Source organism: Pseudomonas wadenswilerensis (assembly GCF_900497695.1).
In the GTDB taxonomy this organism is placed as follows: Bacteria; Pseudomonadota; Gammaproteobacteria; order Pseudomonadales; family Pseudomonadaceae; genus Aquipseudomonas; species Aquipseudomonas wadenswilerensis.
Genome location: NZ_UIDD01000006.1, coordinates 65,918 through 82,568, shown reverse-complemented (window position 1 = coordinate 82,568; position 16,651 = coordinate 65,918). Strand labels below are relative to the sequence as shown.

Here is a 16,651-nt window from a genome sequence, read left to right as displayed (position 1 = left end):
AGACGAGGTCGCCACACAACGGGTCACATGAACCGGCCAGGCAGTTTGTGACTGCATGTTCACAAATTTCATCTTCACACCCAGCGCAGGCGGCGAAACAGCCACCATTGCCCCAACGCCAGGGTCAGCACCAGCAGGCTGGCGAAGAGAAAGCCGTACGGGCTGTCGGAGCCTGGAATGCCGCCGACGTTGATGCCCAACAGCCCGGTCACGAAGCTCATGGGCAGGAATATGCAAGTGATGATGCCGAAACGGTACATGGTCCGGTTCATCCGCTCGCTGCGGCGCCGGTCTTCGCTTTCGAGCACCAGAGCGGCGCGTTCGCGGGTCAGCTCGAGCTCTTCCAGGTAGCGGGTCAGGCTGTTGTTGAGTTCGTTCCAGTAGTCGGCGTCGTCTGCGGCGAACCAGCTCCACTTGTTGCGCGCCAGTTGCGCGTAGATTTCCCGCTGCGGATTGAGAAATCGCCGCAATCCGGCCGCCCGTCGGCGGATCTGCTGCAGGCTGCCCTGGTCCGGGGCATAGCGTTTGTCGGCTTCAAGCTTCTCTTCCTCGGCATCGACCACTTCCGACAGGTCGCTGATCAGCGCCTGGACCTTTTCGGTCAACAGTTGCGCCATGCTCAGCAGCAGCTCGGAAGCGGTTTTCGGCCCGCGGCCTTCGGCCAGTTGCTGCAGCAGTTCATCACTGGCGCGCAACGGCCGCAGGCGCAGCGAGATCACCCGCTGGGCCTCGGCGAAGATCCGCACCGAAACCATGTCTTCAGGCTCGGCACCGGGGTTGAGGTTGACCCCGCGCAAAAACAGCAGCATCTGCGCCTCCGGCAGTGGCAGCAGGCGCGGACGGGTGTTTTCCTCCAGCAGCAGGTCGCAGGCGAACTCGTTCAGGCCGCTGTCGTGACGCAGCCAGGTGCGGGTCTGCGGGTGACTGCGGTCCCAGTGCAGCCACAGGCTTTCCTGGGGCTGCAGGGCAAGGGCGTCCAGTTCAGTTCGGGCGATTGCACGGGCACCGCCTTTTCCATCCAGCACCAGGGCATGCACCAGCCCCCATTGCGCGTTTTCTTCCTCGAACATCCCTACCCCACCGACCGGTTTCAGAGCTTTACTCAGGCATTTTCAACGGGCTTGGCGAGACGATCACGCCGTTGTTGTCGGCGTAGATGTATTCGCCTGGACGAAAGGTCACACCGGCAAAGGTCACCGCCACGTTGACCTCGCCGATGCCACGGCGGACGGACTTCAGCGGGTGGCTGGCCAGGGCCTGCACGCCAACGTCGGTCTGCGCCAGGACATCGACATCACGCACGCAACCGTAGATCACCAGGCCTTCCCAGTGATTCTTCGCCGCCTTCTCGGCCAGCATGTCGCCGAGCAAGGCATGACGCAGCGAACCGCCGCCGTCGACCACCAGGACCTTGCCCTTGCCATCGAGCTCGACTTGCTCTTTGACCCGCGAGTTGTCTTCGAAGCACTTGATGGTAACGATCTCACCCCCGAAGGAGTCGCGGCCACCGAAGTTGCTGAACATCGGCTCCAGCACCTGCACCAGTTCCGGGTAGGCGTCGCACAGATCGGGGGTGATGTAATGCATGGGAAACTCCTGTCGATTATCGAGACGATGAATGTCGCAGTTTCACTCAGTGAACGAGGCCCAGCGATGCGGCTTTAGCCCCAAGGCTACACGTCGCTGCCGGTGCGGTCACCTTGGCAGCGCATTCAGCGAACAGATGCACACTGAAAAAACCAAAAAATGACCAAACCCTTCACAGTCGTCATATCTTAGCGGCATCAGCTCGCCGGCGAAACGGCCTGCGCCGCCTCGGGCAGCAAAGGCGCCAGCGGATTCTGCAACCAGCGCTCAACCAGTGGCCAGACCTGTGCCTGCGCCGGCTTGCTGACCAGCATGTCGACGTGCCCGAAGTTGTCGAACCCTGCCTCGCGGCCCAGGCGGACAAACTGCTTGTGCTCGCTGCCCAGTTGTTCGAACAGCTTGCGACAGGCCCATACCGGGTCCTGATGATCACCCGCGCCGGCCACGGCCAGCACCGGCACATTGACCTCGGCCAGGCCCGCCCACCAGTCGCGGTCCTTGTCGCCAAAGCGGCCAAACAGGCCGAACCAGCGCATGCTTTCCAGCGCCAGGCCAATCGGCTCGTCTTCCGGCCCGCGCTTGAGCCGCGAACCGGAGATTTGCGCAAAGCGCTTGAGCAGCAGGCGCCCGCCCCACTCCACCGGCGGCAACTTCAGCGGCCAGTAAGTACGGCTGACCTGGGTGCCGAAAAACGCCACGCTGGCCACCTGTTCGGCCCCCAGGTACTGGCCGCCCAGGGCTGCCGCCAGGGTAGTACCGCCCAGCGAGTGGCCGACCCAGTGCGCCGGCTGGCCGGCCTGCTCGCAGACGAATGCGGCAATCACCGGCAGGTCGTAACGGGCGTAGTCGGCCACGCGGTTGTGCCGGTAGCCATGATTGCGCGGCGACAGGCCGTGGCCGCGCATCTCCGGGATCCACACATCGAAACCGGCGCGTGCCAGATAGGCGCCCAGGCCAATGCCCCGGGGCGAATACCAGAAGCGCCGGTTGGAAAAGCTGCCGTGCAGCAGGATGACCGGGGTGCCACGCACCTCGGTTTGATCGGCCATGCCCAGGCGGGTGAGCGCCAGCTCCACGCTGCGATCCGGGCTGTTACCGGCTTTGATCCGGTACACGTCCTCGCTCAGGTCGCCACGGCGCTCGGCACTGAGCAAGGCCACGGGAAAAAGGGTACTGCTGCTTTGCATAGGGTTCTTGCACAAAAAAGGGCGAGATCCATCACTGGAACACGCCCTGGAATACGGTCGGAACCTTCACTGGCGCCAGGGCCGGGTGAAGGTTCCGGTTCAGCGCATCAGTTCGCGGCCTGGCCTTCAGCCAGGAAGAACCAGGTCTCGAGTACCGAGTCCGGGTTCAGCGAGACGCTTTCGATGCCCTGTTCCATCAGCCACTTGGCCAGGTCCGGGTGGTCGGATGGGCCCTGGCCGCAGATGCCGATGTACTTGCCCGCCTTGTTGCAGGCCTGGATGGCGTTGGCCAGCAGCTTCTTGACAGCAGGGTTACGCTCGTCGAACAAGTGCGCAATGATCCCCGAGTCGCGGTCCAGGCCCAGGGTCAGCTGGGTCAGGTCGTTGGAACCGATGGAGAAGCCGTCGAAGAACTCGAGGAACTCTTCGGCGAGGATGGCGTTGGACGGCAGCTCGCACATCATGATCACGCGCAGGCCGTTGTCGCCACGGGCCAGGCCGTTTTCAGCGAGCAGGTCGACGACCTGGCTGGCTTCGCCCAGGGTGCGCACGAACGGCACCATGATCTCGACGTTGGTCAGGCCCATCTCGTTGCGCACGCGCTTGAGGGCGCGGCACTCGAGCTCGAAGCAGTCACGGAAGGTTTCGCTGATGTAGCGCGAAGCACCGCGGAAGCCCAGCATCGGGTTTTCTTCTTCCGGCTCGTAGAGCTTGCCGCCGATCAGGTTGGCGTACTCGTTGGACTTGAAGTCCGACAGGCGCACGATGACCTTTTTCGGCCAGAACGCCGCGGCCAGGGTGCTGATGCCTTCGACCAGTTTCTCGACGTAGAAGCCGACCGGGTCGTTGTAGCCGGCAATGCGCTTGTCGACGCTCTCTTTGAGCTCGGCAGGCAGGCCGGCGTAATTGAGCAGCGCCTTGGGGTGCACGCCGATCATGCGGTTGATGATGAATTCCAGGCGCGCCAGGCCGACACCGGCGTTGGGCAGCTGGGCAAAATCAAAGGCGCGATCCGGGTTGCCAACGTTCATCATGATCTTGAACGGCAGCTCCGGCATGGCGTCGACGGAGTTCTTGCGCACGTCGAAGCCCAGCTCACCTTCGAAGATGAAGCCGGTATCGCCTTCGGCGCAGGACACGGTCACGCCCTGGCCATCCTTGAGCAGCTGGGTGGCGTTGCCGCAACCGACCACCGCCGGGATCCCCAGCTCACGGGCGATGATCGCCGCGTGGCAGGTACGCCCGCCACGGTTGGTAACGATGGCACTGGCACGCTTCATCACCGGTTCCCAGTCCGGGTCGGTCATGTCCGAAACCAGTACGTCGCCGGGCTGGACCTTGTCCATCTCCGAGACGTCCTTGATGATCCGCACCTTGCCGGCGCCGATGCGCTGGCCAATGGCACGGCCTTCGACCAGCACGGTGCCGGTTTCCTTGAGCAGGTAACGCTCCATGACGTTGGCCTGGGCGCGGCTCTTCACGGTTTCAGGGCGGGCCTGAACGATGTACAGCTTGCCGTCGTCACCGTCCTTGGCCCATTCGATGTCCATCGGGCACTTGTAGTGCTTCTCGATGATCATCGCCTGCTTGGCCAGCTCGCTGACTTCGGCGTCGGTCAGGCAGAAACGGGTGCGGTCGGCCTTGTCGACATCGACGGTCTTGACCGAGCGACCGGCCTTGGCTTCTTCGCCGTAGACCATCTTGATCGCCTTGCTGCCCAGGTTGCGACGCAGGATCGCCGGGCGGCCGGCTTCCAGGGTGCCTTTGTGCACGTAGAATTCGTCGGGGTTGACCGCACCCTGAACGACGGTTTCACCCAGGCCGTAGGCGCCGGTGATAAACACCACGTCACGGAAGCCCGACTCGGTGTCGAGGGTGAACATCACGCCGGCGGTGCCGGTTTCAGAGCGGACCATGCGCTGCACGCCGGCCGACAGGGCCACCAGCTTGTGGTCGAAGCCCTGGTGCACGCGGTAGGAAATGGCGCGGTCGTTGAACAGCGAGGCGAACACTTCCTTGGCGGCGCGGATGACATTGTCGACGCCGCGGATGTTCAGGAAGGTTTCCTGCTGGCCGGCAAACGAGGCATCCGGCAGGTCTTCGGCGGTGGCCGAGGAGCGCACGGCCACGGCCATGTTCGGGTTGCCCTGGGACATTGCGGCGAAGGCGGTGCGGATTTCGGCGTTCAGGCGCTCGGGGAACTCGGCTTCCATGATCCACTGGCGGATCTGCGCACCGGTCTTGGCCAGGGCGTTGACGTCGTCAACGTCCAGCGCGTCGAGGGCGGCGTGGATCTGGGTGTTCAGGCCGCTCTGCTCGAGAAAGTCACGATACGCCTGAGCCGTAGTGGCAAAGCCGCCGGGGACCGAGACACCGGCGCCCGCGAGGTTACTGATCATCTCGCCGAGGGATGCGTTCTTGCCCCCCACATGCTCTACATCATGGACGCCGAGCTTATCGAGGGAAACTACGTACTCTACCAAGGTGATCTCTCCACTAACTGTGTTGGAAAAGCTCAGGTCGCCCGCCTGCCAGCTCTGGCTTGGCCGGGCGCTTGTGGCCTGGACCTGGAAAATAAGTGAGAATGCCGAACGCAGTGTTCGGTAAACCGAACCTATCATATCCAAGATTCGTCACCAGCTTAAGGCCCAAGGCGCAAATGAAACGATCTGCTTTCTTTATCTCCGATGGCACCGGCATTACCGCCGAGACGCTGGGACAAAGTCTTCTAGCGCAGTTCGATACCATTCCGTTCAATAAATTCACGCGTCCGTACATCGACAGCGTAGAAAAAGCGCGGACGATGGTACAACAAATCAATAGCGCCGCTGAAAAGGACGGTGTCCGTCCGATCATCTTCGACACCATCGTCAACCAGGATATCCGCGAGGTGCTGGCCACCTCCAACGGTTTCATGATCGACATCTTCTCGACCTTCCTGGCCCCGCTGGAGCAGGAACTGACCGCCCATTCCTCGTATTCGGTGGGCAAATCCCACTCGATCGGCGGCAACTCCAACTATATGGAGCGCATCGAGGCGGTCAACTTTGCCCTCGACAACGACGACGGCGCGCGCACCCACTACTACGACAAGGCCGATCTTATCCTGGTCGGCGTGTCGCGCTGCGGCAAGACTCCGACCTGCCTGTACATGGCCATGCAATTCGGTATCCGCGCGGCCAACTACCCGTTGACCGAAGACGACATGGAGCGCCTGCAACTGCCCCAGGCCCTGAAAAACCACCAGCACAAGCTGTTCGGCCTGACCATCGACCCCGACCGCCTGACCGCCATCCGCCACGAGCGCAAGCCCAACAGCCGCTACGCAAGCTTTGCCCAGTGCGAGTTCGAGGTGCGTGAAGTGGAGAACCTGTTCCGCCGCGAGAACATTGCGCACATCAACTCCACGCATTTCTCCGTGGAAGAGATTGCGGCGAAGATTCTGGTCGAGAAAGGCGTAGAGCGCCGATTCAAGTAGGCTGGGCGCCTCAAGCTGCAAGCTGCAAGCTGCAAGCTGCAAGCTGCAAGCGACAAGAAAAAGCAGGCGGCGCTGTTGGTGAGAAAGTTGCTAGCTTGCACGAGTAGCAAGCTGAAAGCTGCAAGCGGAAACAACGCATTCCACTTGCAGCTTGTAGCTTAAAGCTAGCCGCTTAAGACGGCACCACCATCGCCTGGCCACTCAGGGCCAGGTCCACCAGCTCGCGGTTGGCCACCGCGTACATGGCGTAGTCGGTACCGATGGCGGCACGCAGCTCGTCGAGCATGGCGCGCCAGCGCACGACCATGACCCGGTGCTGATCCAGCCACAGGGCCACCCGGGCGTCCATGTCCTCCGGTGCATCGTCCATCTGCAGCACCGAGATGGTGATCGCCCGCTGCTGCAGGTCGATGTCATCGCGGAAGGCTTCGCGGGCCAGGGCCTGCCAGTTGTTTTCCACCGGCAGGTTGCTGATTTCCTGCAGGTACCAGGTCAGGTCCAGGGCGCTGCCAACGGCGAAGAAGGCCTTGGCCACTTCGGCCGGGTCCTGGCCGGTGACGTCGGAGGCTTCGATGATCGGCAACAGGGTGTACAGGTGCGTGGTACCGGCCACCATGCGCGCCAGCAGCTCCGGCACACCAGCTTCGACGAAGCCCTGGTAACGGCTCATCCAGCGCTCGCGGGTCGGCCCTTCGAGCAGTTCATCGAGCTTCAGCCCCAGCGCGGCGATCTTCGGACCGAAGTGCGCCACGTCGCGGCCAGCATCCTGCTCGTTGCGACGGCTGCGCAGGAACCAGCGGGTCGCGCGGCGGCCCAGGCGCATCAGCTCGTCCATCAGGGTCAGCTGGATTTCAGCCGGGACCTGATAGTCCAGCGCCTCGATCTGACGGAACCAGTGCGGCAGGTGGAAGATATCGCGCACGATCACGTAGGCGCCGGCGACGTTCGCCGGGCTCATGCCGGTGGACTCTTTCAGGCGCTGAACGAAGGTGATGCCCATGTTGTTGACCAGATCGTTGGCGATCTGGGTGCTGACGATCTCGCGTTTCAGGCGATGGCGACGCATGGCCTCGGCGAACTTGCTCACCAGCGACGGCGGGAACGCGGTTTCCATGTCGCGGGTCAGGTAGTCGTCGTCCGGCACCAGCGACTTGAGCAGTTGCTCCTTGAGGTCGATCTTGCTGTAGGAGATCAGCACCGACAGCTCGGCACGGGTCAGGCCCTGGCCAGCGGCCAGGCGCTCGGCCAGTTGCTCTTCGGTCGGCAGGAACTCGATGGCGCGGTCCAGCTTGCCACGGCCTTCGAGGTCGGCCATCAACCGCTTGTACTCGGCGATGCGTTCCTTGGCCCGACGCGCAGCCAGGGACAATGCCTGGGTCTGCTTGTAGTTGTTGCCCAGCACCAGGCCGGCCACTTCGTCGGTCATGCTGCCCAGCAGCTGGTTGCGCTGCTTCTCGGTCATGTCGCCAGCCTGCACCACTTCGTTGAGCAGGATCTTGATGTTGACCTCGTGGTCGGAGCAGTCCACGCCACCGGCGTTGTCGATGAAGTCGGTGTTGGTGGCGCCGCCGTTCAAGCCGAACTCGACCCGGCCCAGCTGGGTCATGCCGAGGTTGCCGCCCTCGCCCACCACCTTGCAACGCAGCTCGTTGCCGTCGACGCGCAGGGCGTCGTTGGCCTTGTCGCCGACGTCGGCGTGGCTTTCTTCACTGGACTTGACGTAGGTGCCGATACCGCCGTTCCACAGCAGGTCGACCGGCGCCTTGAGCAGTGCGTTGAGCAGCTCGGTCGGGGTCAGCTTGTCGGCTTCGATGGCGAAGCGCTCTTTCATCTGCGGGGTGATCGCAATGCTTTTCGCGCTGCGCGGGAAGATCCCGCCGCCTTCGGACATGATGCTGGTGTCGTAGTCGCTCCAGGCCGAACGCGGCAGATCGAACAGGCGCTGGCGCTCGGCGAAGCTGCTGGCCGGCTCCGGGTTCGGGTCGATGAAGATGTGCAGGTGGTTGAACGCCGCCACCAGTTGCAGCTTGTCGGACATCAGCAGGCCGTTGCCGAACACGTCACCGGCCATGTCGCCGACGCCGACCACGGTGATCGGGTCTTCCTGGACGTTGATGCCGCGCTCACGGAAGTGACGCTGCACGCCGACCCAGGCGCCACGGGCGGTAATGCCCATTTTCTTGTGGTCGTAACCGGCCGAACCACCGGAAGCGAACGCATCGCCGAGCCAGAAGCCGTAGTCGATGGCAATGCCGTTGGCGATGTCGGAGAAGGTCGCGGTGCCTTTGTCGGCAGCCACCACCAGGTATGGGTCATCGTCGTCATGACGCACGACGTTGGCCGGCGGCACCAGGGCGCCATCCTTGAGGTTGTCGGTGATGTCCAGCAGGCCGGAAATGAAGATCCGGTAGCAGGCGATGCCTTCGGCCTGGATATCGTCACGGCTACCACCCAGCGGCAGGCGGCGAGGCAGGAAACCGCCCTTGGCGCCAACCGGCACGATCACCGAGTTCTTCACCTGCTGGGCTTTTACCAGGCCCAGCACTTCGGTACGGAAGTCTTCCTCGCGGTCCGACCAGCGCAGGCCGCCGCGGGCGACGTTGCCAAAGCGCAGGTGCACGCCCTCGACCCGTGGCGAGTAGACGAAGATTTCGAACTTCGGCACCGGCTTGGGCAACTCGGGGATCAGCTTGGGGTTGAACTTGAAGCTGAAGTACGACTTGTTATGGCCCAGGGCGTCGGTCTGGTAGAAGTTGGTGCGCAGGGTGGCCTTGATCAGGTCCAGGTAGCGACGCAGGATGCGGTCTTCGTTGAGCACCTGGACGTCGTCCAGAGCGGTCAGGATGGCCTGTTCCAGACGCTGTTGCTTGTCGTCGAGGTCGTCGCTGGTGAGCTTGCGCGCCAGGTAGAAGCGGGTTTTGAACAACCGGGTCAGCTCGCGGGCGATGTCGGTGTGGTTGTTCAGGGTACTGGCGATGTAACCCAGGTCGAAGCCCAGGCGGATCTGCTTGAGGTAGCGGGCGTAGGCACGCAGCAGCGCCACGTCGCGCCACGGCAGGCCGGCGGTCAGCACCAGGCGGTTGAAGGCGTCGTTCTCGGCATCGCCATTGACGATGTGCACGAAGGCATCCTGCAGGGTGTCATTGAGCTGCTGGATGTCGAGGTTCAGGCCTTCGGCGGCGGTGAAGGCAAAGTCATGAATCCAGTACTCGCGGCCGTTGGCATGGCGCAGGCGGTACGGGAACTCGCCGAGCACACGCAGGCCGAGGTTTTCCAGGATCGGCAGCACGTCCGACAGCGCCAGCGGCGTATCGGCGTGGTACAGCTTGCAGTGCAACTGCTGTTTACCAGCCTGGGTCAGCGGCTGGTAGAAGCTCATCACCAGCGGCTTGCGCTCGGACAGGGTCATCAGGTGCTGCATGTCGACCACCGCCGAATGGGCGGCGAAACGCTCGCGGTAACCGGCCGGGAAGCCTTTCGGGAAGTCGGCCAGGACGTTGGTGCCCTGGGCTTCGCCGAAGCTTTCGACGGTCAGGCTGGCGTAGTCGTCCTGCCACGAACGGCAGGCCTGGATCACTTCGTTTTCCAGCTGCTGCGGGTCGATGTCGATGCGGTTTTTCGGATCGACGCGCAGGATCAGTTGCACGCGGGCCAGCACCGACTCGGAGAAGAAGGTCCAGAACTCGCAGTCGCTGGCCTTCAGGCGCTCCATCAGCACCTGCTGGATCTTCTGCCGTACCTCGGTGGAGTAGATATCGCGCGGCACGTAGGCCAGGCAGTAGCAGAAACGGCCGTACGGGTCCTTGCGCAGGAACACGCGAATCTTGTTGCGCTCCTGGATCTGCACGATCGACATGACGGTGCTGAACAGCTCGTCGACCGGCGTCTGGAACAGGTCGTCACGCGGCAGCACTTCCAGGACCTGGGCCAGTTCCTTGCCCAGGTGGGCTTTGGGGTCGAAGTGCGAGCGGCGCTCGACTTCGGCGACCTTGCCACGGATGTACGGAATCGCGCGCACGCTCTCGCCATACACCGAGGAGGTGTACAGGCCCATGAAGCGGCATTCCTTGATGACCTTGCCGTCGGCATCCAGCTGGCGGATCGACACGTAGTCCGGGTAGGCCGGACGGTGCACGCGGCTTGGGTGCGCGGCCTTGGCGAAGGACAGCAGCAGCGGCTCGTTGAGGTAATTGACGGCGTAGTCTTCGATGCGCAGGTCTTCAGCGGTGAGACCGGCTCGCAGCATACGGGTCAGGCCGAGGAACGACTGCTCGTCGTATTGCAACTGGCCGCCCTGGGCGTCGCCATGGACAACGAATTCTTCGTAGCCGAGGAAGGTGAAGTGGTTGCCCAGCAGCCACTCGAGGAATGCCTTGACCTCGGCCTTTTCGTTTTGCGCCGGGGCGTAGGCGGTCTGCTCGACCAGCGCCACGACCTCGCGCAGCTTGACCTTCATCGGTTCGAAGTCGGCGACGGCAACGCGCACTTCAGCCAGCACCTGCTCAAGCTCACGGGTCAGCACGTTGAGCTCGGCGGTATTGGCGCAGCGGTCGATCTCCAGGTACATCAGCGATTCTTGCAGCACGCCCTCGCCCTGGGTGCCTTTGGGCAGGATTTCCAGCAGCTCGCCTTTCGCCCCGCGACGCACGCTCAGTACGGTGGTCTGCAGGGTATGGATGCTGTAGCCGCGGCGGTTGAGCTCGGTGCGCACCGAGTCGACCAGAAATGGCAGGTCATGGTGCAGGACTTCGACCGCGGTGTGGGTCGACTGCCAGCCATGACGCTCGTAATCGGGGTTGTAGACGCGAACCTCGGGCTGGGTGTGATCGAAGCGTTCGATGATGCGCCAGGCAGAGAGGGTGCAACCGGCCAGGTCCGACATACGGCGCTGGGTGAGTTCGTCCAGAGAGATGATGCCGAAGAACTGTTCGGCGAACAGCGCCACTTGTGGCAGTGCCTGTTCGCTGATGTGCTGCGCCAGGGCCGCTTGCAGTTGATGCTGGAAGTCGGCTTTGCTGGCTGCGGTGAAAAACGCCATCTGTGGTACTCCGCTTGGGCTTTATTATTGAGTGAAGCGTCGCGCGCGTCCGCCGTGTACGGATCAACGATAGCCAACCCGTAGCAGGAGGACGGTAAAACCATAGAAACAGGCGCTCGAGGTGACCTGTAAGTCACATCTTCCCGCTCCACGGATGGGCATCTGCAAAAACGACTGCCGAACGGGCTGTGTCTTTACGGGTGTCCATCGACAGCGCAGCTTAACGAGTGCCCGCCCGCCCCTGCTTGCGGTGCTGCGACATATTCGGTCATTGAGGTGAAACCGCACGTTTATCCAGCGGCCGAAGACTGGCAGAATCGTGTTTCAACTTATTGATCGAGCTGCTCATGCAATTCAAGACCGCCCTGCTCTTCGCCACCCCCTGCGATGATGAAGAAGACAACATGGCTACCCTGTGCTGCCACAGCGACAAGGGCCAGATGTTCCTCATGACGCGCTATCCGGACGAAGAGCGAGTGGACATTACCCTCGACGAGCATTACGCACCCGTCGAAGGTTTGAAGGTTACGTTCAGTGCCGAAAGGTTGCTGATTGAAGTTGCACCACTGGATGCCGACGCCCTCGGTGGTGACGACCATCTGGAAATCATCCTGACGTCAAAAGGCACCGACGTTGCCGAAGTCGAAGAAACCCTGCAGAACATTCTCAAGGGCACCGGCACCTACGTCAGCGAGCTGTAATCGCCCACGCGGTTTCTTGACAAGGAACCGCTGCAAAAGGCATTGTCTGACAACCTGATTAATGAGCCACCCCTCATGCTTGAGCTTCAGCGCCCCGACACCCTGGTTGAACGGGTTGTCGGCGCCATCCGCGCCGAAATCGATTCCGGTCGCCTGGCAGCCGAATCGCGCCTGCCCACCGAACAGCAACTGGCCGAGCAATTGAACGTCAGCCGCTCGGTGGTGCGCGAGGCCGTGGCCCAGCTCAAGGCTGACGGAGTGCTGATCGCCCGCCGCGGCCTGGGTTCGTACATTTCACAAACCCCGACCGGCACGGTATTCCGCTTCCCTTCTGCGCAAGGCCGCAGCCCGGACCTGGTGCAGATGTTCGAAGTGCGCCTGTGGATCGAGACCCAGGCCGCCTCGGTGGCCGCCCAGCGCCGTGACGCCGCCGACCTTGCGCGCATGAGCAAGGCCCTGCAGGAGATGCTCGACAAGCGCAGCGACTTTGCCGTGGCAGCCGCCGCCGATGTCGAGTTTCACCGCGCCATCACCGAAGCCAGCAAGAACGATTATTTCGTCGCCTTCCATGATTTTCTGCGTGGACAACTGGCCGCCGCTCGTCGCACCGCCTGGGAAAACTCCGCGGCGCATTCGGTGGGCGGTTCGGCCGATGCCCACCGCGAGCACCAGGCGCTGTACCAGGCCATCGCCGATGGCGACGGGCTTGCCGCCGCAGCCTGCGCCGAAGCACACCTGCGGGCCTCGGCCAAACGCCTGAAACTGGACCTGCCGAGTATCGACTGACCCCCCTATAAGCGGGCGCTGCTGCATGGCGCCCTTTTGTTTGACCTACTTAGTCTGACAACCTGATAAGCAGACTCTCTGATAAGAACACGCCAAGGTGACACCTGCATGATCTACGACTACTGCATCATCGGCGGCGGCATCGTCGGCCTCGCCACCGCCATGGCCCTGCTGGAGCGCCAACCGGGCGCATCCTTGCTGATTCTCGAAAAAGAAAGCAGCCTGGCCAAACACCAGACTGGGCATAACAGTGGCGTGATCCACGCGGGGATCTACTACGCCCCGGGCAGCCTCAAGGCCGACCTGTGCAAGCGCGGTGCCCAGGCCACCAAGGAGTTCTGCACCGAGCACCAGATCAAGTTCGACGTCTGCGGCAAGCTGCTGGTGGCATCCACGCCGCTGGAAGTCGAGCGCATGCACGCCCTCTATGAGCGTTCGCAGCAGAACGGTCTGAAGGTCGAGCAGCTGGATGCCAAGGAACTGCAACGGCGCGAGCCGAACATCGTCGGCCTCGGCGGCCTGTTCCTCGATGCCACCGGTATCGTCGACTACAAGCAGGTCTGCGAAGCCATGGCCCGGGTCATCCAGAGGTTCGGCGGCGAAGTACAGCTGCAGACCACCGTGCGGGCCATCGTCGAGACCGCCGACAAGGTCACCATCAGCAGCGACGACAAGGTCTGGAGCGCCCGCCAGCTGGTGGCCTGCGCCGGCCTGCAATCGGACCGCCTGGCAGCCCTGGCCGGGGTCAAGATCGACCACCAGATCATCCCCTTTCGCGGCGAATACTTCCGCCTGCCAGCGACCAAGAACGACATCGTCAACCACCTGATCTACCCGATCCCCGACCCGGAGCTGCCGTTTCTTGGCGTGCACCTGACGCGGATGATCGACGGCAGCGTTACCGTCGGGCCCAACGCCGTACTGGGCCTGGGCCGGGAAAACTACCGCAAGTTCTCGGTGAACTGGCGCGACGTGGCCGAATACGCGCGCTTCCCGGGGTTCTGGAAAACCATCTGGAACAACCTCGGCTCCGGCACTGCCGAGATGAAGAACTCGCTGTTCAAAAGCGGCTACCTGGAGCAATGCCGCAAATACTGCCCATCGCTGAATGTTGAAGACCTGCAGCCCTATGAAGCCGGCATCCGCGCCCAGGCGGTGATGCGCGACGGCACCCTGGTGCATGACTTCCTGTTCGCCGAGACCCCGCGCATGGTGCACGTCTGCAATGCACCGTCGCCGGCGGCCACCTCGGCCATCCCGATCGGCCAGATGATCGCCGAAAGAATTTTCAAGGCCCGCTGAATCCTGCTGCACACCTAACTACAAAGACAAAAAAGGAAACCTCACATGTCGGTACATGAGGCGGCCACGGCCGCGACCGAAACCCCGGAACAGAAACGCAAACGCCTGCGCAAGGTCGCCGCCGCGACCATCTTCGGCTCGATGCTGGAGTGGTACGATTTCTACCTGTACGCGACCATGGCAGCAATCGTCTTCTCGAAGATCTTCTTCGACCCGAGCAACCCGGCGGTGGCCTCGCTGCTGGCGTTTTCCACCTTCGCCATTGGCTTTATCGCCCGGCCCTTCGGCGGCGTGCTGTTCGGCTACCTGGGCGACCGTTTCGGGCGCAAGCAGGTGCTGGTCATCACCTTCTGCATGATGGGCGTGTGCACCACCCTGATCGGCCTGATCCCCAGCTACGCCTCGATCGGCATCTGGGCGCCGATCATCCTCGTGCTGGTGCGCATCATCCAGGGCCTGGGCGCCGGCGCCGAGCTGTCTGGCGCAGCGGTGACCTCCTATGAACACGCCAGCGAAGGCAAGCGCGGCAGCCAGGGCGCCTGGCCGGCGCTGGGGCTGAACCTGGGCCTGCTGCTGTCGTCGCTGACCGTCTACCTGCTGACCATGAACGGCAACGAGTTCCTGCTTTCCGGCGGCTGGCGCATCCCGTTCATCTGCAGCATCGTGCTGGTCGGCGTCGGCCTCTGGGTGCGCAAAAGCATCCCGGAAACCCCGGACTTCAAAGAGCTCGACAAAACCCCGGCCAAGGAGCAGGTATCGCCGCTCAAGCTGCTGTTTCGCAACGACCTCAAGGGCCTGGCCGTGGTGTTCTTCGTGGCCATCGGCTACAACGCCCTGAGCTACATCTTCAAGACCTTCTCGCTGGCCTACCTGACCCAGTACAAGGGCGTCGAAGCCCATGTCACCTCGCTGTCGGTGACCATCGCCAGCCTGGTGGCCATCATTGCCGTGCCATTCTTCGGCTGGCTGTGCGACAAATGGAGCAGCAAGACCGTGTTGATGTTCGGCGGGCTGTTCTCGGTGCTGTTCGCCTACCCGTTCCTGGCCCTGCTCAACACTGGCGAGCCGATGATGATCTACCTGGCGATTGCCATCGGTACCGGCATCCTCGCACCGATGATGTTCGCCCCTCAGGGCTCGTTCCTCAGCCGCCAGTTCCCGACCCAGACCCGCTCTTCGGGCTTTGGCACCGGGCGCGAGATCGGCACGGCCGTGGCTGGCGGCCTGGCACCGCTGGGTGGCCTGGCGCTGGTGGCCAACTCGGCGACCCACTCCACTGATGGCGTGGCGCTGATCCTGGTGGTGGCAGCGGTATTGGTGGTGGTGTTTGCCCTGTGTGACCAGGGGCGCAAGCATTCCAGCTTCAAGAACTGAGTGACCGGCAAGGCTCTGCCTTGCATCGCTGGCAACGCCAGCTCCCACAGGGTCAGCGCGATCCCTGTGGGAGTTGGCGTTGCCGACGATGGGCTGCGCAGCAGCCCCTGACTTTGCGATTTGAACAAATTTCCCTGCTGCCGTTAGTCGCCAGCCCTCCGGATGCATTAAAGTATCAGCCCCCGCCTGGGTGCTTTTACGCCGCACGCCCTGGCTTTTTCCCAGGAACCTTCAACGATGGAACACCGTGAGGCGCTGATCGCGCTGCGCACCTTTCTTTCAACCCAGATCCTGGGCCAGGAAAAACTCGTCGAGCGCTTGCTCATCGTGCTTCTCGCCGACGGCCACATGCTGGTCGAAGGCGCCCCGGGCCTGGCCAAGACCAAGGCCATCAAGGAACTGGCCGAAGGTGTCGAAGCCGAGTTCCATCGTATCCAGTTCACCCCCGACCTGCTCCCGGCCGACATCACCGGCACCGAAATCTACCGCCCGGAAACCGGCAGCTTCGTGTTCCAGCAGGGACCGATCTTCCACAACCTGGTGCTGGCCGATGAAATCAACCGCGCCCCGGCCAAGGTCCAGTCGGCGCTGCTCGAAGCCATGGCCGAGCGCCAGGTCAGCGTCGGGCGCAGTACCTACGAGCTGTCGCCGTTGTTCCTGGTAATGGCCACGCAAAACCCGATCGAGCAGGAAGGCACCTACCCACTGCCCGAAGCCCAGCTCGATCGCTTCCTCATGCACGTCAAGATCGGCTTCCCGGACGCCGCCGTGGAGCGCCGCATCCTCCTGCAGGCCCGCGGCGAGGCCCTGAACGGCGAGACCAAGCCGGAGCGCCGGGTCAGCCAGCAAGCGATTTTTGCCGCGCGCAAGGAAATCCTCGGCCTGTACATGGCCGATGCGGTGGAGGAGTACCTGGTGCAACTGGTCATGGCCACCCGCACCCCGGCCAAGTACGACCTGGAGCTGGCCGACTGGATCGCATACGGCGCCAGCCCCCGTGGCTCGATTGCCCTCGACCGCTGCGCGCGGGCCCATGCCTGGCTGGCCGGGCGCGACTTCGTCAGCCCCGAAGACATCCAGGCGGTGCTGTTCGACGTGCTGCGCCACCGCATCATTCTTTCCTTCGAGGCCGAGGCCGCCGGGATTGACCAGGACCGGGTGATCCAGCGCATCCTCGACGTCGTCGCCGTCGCCTGAA

The 16,651-nt window shown here is 63.0% G+C and carries 11 protein-coding genes; 6 read left to right on the top strand and 5 right to left on the bottom strand.

Going from position 1 to position 16,651, the window contains the following annotated elements:
- Positions 1-74: 74 nt before the first annotated feature.
- The 4 genes from CCOS864_RS09190 to ppsA all read right to left on the bottom strand — a co-directional run bounded on the left by CCOS864_RS09190 (position 75) and on the right by ppsA (position 5,257).
- Positions 75-1,070 carry a zinc transporter ZntB gene (locus tag CCOS864_RS09190; RefSeq protein WP_115086024.1) on the bottom strand — a complete coding sequence of 332 codons (996 nt, stop codon included), beginning with the start codon at positions 1,068-1,070 and terminating at the stop codon, positions 75-77.
- A 28-nt stretch (positions 1,071-1,098) separates the two neighbouring features.
- Positions 1,099-1,587, bottom strand: coding sequence for a ribonuclease E activity regulator RraA (rraA, locus tag CCOS864_RS09185; RefSeq protein WP_115086023.1), 489 nt, complete (start codon positions 1,585-1,587; stop codon positions 1,099-1,101).
- Between the two features lie 197 nt (positions 1,588-1,784).
- Complete coding sequence (locus CCOS864_RS09180; RefSeq protein ID WP_115086022.1) at positions 1,785-2,774, bottom strand: alpha/beta fold hydrolase; 990 nt, start codon at positions 2,772-2,774, stop codon at positions 1,785-1,787.
- Between the two features lie 107 nt (positions 2,775-2,881).
- Positions 2,882-5,257, bottom strand: a complete 2,376-nt coding sequence (gene ppsA / locus CCOS864_RS09175) for a phosphoenolpyruvate synthase (protein ID WP_115086021.1) — start codon at positions 5,255-5,257, stop codon at positions 2,882-2,884.
- Between the two features lie 176 nt (positions 5,258-5,433).
- Here ppsA and ppsR point away from each other — a divergent pair, with 176 nt between their 5' ends.
- Complete coding sequence (ppsR, locus tag CCOS864_RS09165) at positions 5,434-6,252, top strand: posphoenolpyruvate synthetase regulatory kinase/phosphorylase PpsR (protein ID WP_115086020.1); 819 nt, start codon at positions 5,434-5,436, stop codon at positions 6,250-6,252.
- A 172-nt stretch (positions 6,253-6,424) separates the two neighbouring features.
- On the opposite strand, the gene CCOS864_RS09160 is transcribed toward ppsR, so the two are convergent.
- Positions 6,425-11,290 (bottom strand): NAD-glutamate dehydrogenase, encoded by a 4,866-nt coding sequence (locus CCOS864_RS09160; protein ID WP_115086019.1) that lies wholly within the window; start codon positions 11,288-11,290, stop codon positions 6,425-6,427.
- 347 nt (positions 11,291-11,637) lie between these two features.
- Here CCOS864_RS09160 and CCOS864_RS09155 point away from each other — a divergent pair, with 347 nt between their 5' ends.
- The 5 genes from CCOS864_RS09155 to CCOS864_RS09135 all read left to right on the top strand — a co-directional run bounded on the left by CCOS864_RS09155 (position 11,638) and on the right by CCOS864_RS09135 (position 16,650).
- Positions 11,638-11,991 carry a hypothetical protein gene (locus CCOS864_RS09155; protein ID WP_115086346.1) on the top strand — a complete coding sequence of 118 codons (354 nt, stop codon included), beginning with the start codon at positions 11,638-11,640 and terminating at the stop codon, positions 11,989-11,991.
- Between the two features lie 75 nt (positions 11,992-12,066).
- Entirely contained in the window at positions 12,067-12,777 is a 711-nt protein-coding gene (locus tag CCOS864_RS09150; protein WP_115086018.1) for a FadR/GntR family transcriptional regulator, read from the top strand.
- Between the two features lie 108 nt (positions 12,778-12,885).
- Positions 12,886-14,079 (top strand): L-2-hydroxyglutarate oxidase, encoded by a 1,194-nt coding sequence (gene lhgO / locus CCOS864_RS09145; RefSeq protein WP_115086017.1) that lies wholly within the window; start codon positions 12,886-12,888, stop codon positions 14,077-14,079.
- Positions 14,080-14,124: 45 nt separating this feature from the next.
- Positions 14,125-15,453 carry an MFS transporter gene (locus CCOS864_RS09140; protein ID WP_115086016.1) on the top strand — a complete coding sequence of 443 codons (1,329 nt, stop codon included), beginning with the start codon at positions 14,125-14,127 and terminating at the stop codon, positions 15,451-15,453.
- Positions 15,454-15,690: 237 nt separating this feature from the next.
- Positions 15,691-16,650 (top strand): AAA family ATPase, encoded by a 960-nt coding sequence (locus CCOS864_RS09135; protein WP_115086015.1) that lies wholly within the window; start codon positions 15,691-15,693, stop codon positions 16,648-16,650.
- Position 16,651 lies beyond the last annotated feature (1 nt).